The organism is Streptomyces sp. P9(2023) (assembly GCF_032436795.1).
GTDB lineage: Bacteria > Actinomycetota > Actinomycetes > Streptomycetales > Streptomycetaceae > Streptomyces.
In genome coordinates, this window is sequence record NZ_JAUPWM010000357.1 from 1 (window position 1) to 285 (window position 285).

General features: G+C 69.5%; 1 protein-coding gene. It reads right to left on the bottom strand.

The window, feature by feature from the left end; translation table 11 throughout:
- On the bottom strand, positions 1-285 hold a 285-nt coding region (locus Q5762_RS37935), incomplete at both ends, for a hypothetical protein (protein WP_315896863.1).

Genomic DNA, 285 nt, shown 5'->3' on the forward strand with positions numbered 1-285 from the left:
GGCGTGGGTGGGTCGCCAGCGTCCGATGTGGCCGCAGTCGCAGCGCCACACCCAGTGGCCCGGCGTGTCGCGCCAGATGTGCGGCTTGTGGTCGGAGAACCAGGCGGCGACGATCTCGCGCAGGTCGCTCTCGATGCGGCGCTTGTCGCCGTCGTAGTCAAAGAACCGATGCCGGCGGTCGCCGTGCTGGCCGTGGGAGCCGCAGTCGAACAGCTCGCACGTCGTGCCCTGCTCGTGGGTTACGCGCTGGTCGTGGTCGCGGCGGAAATGGATGACGATCTCGCG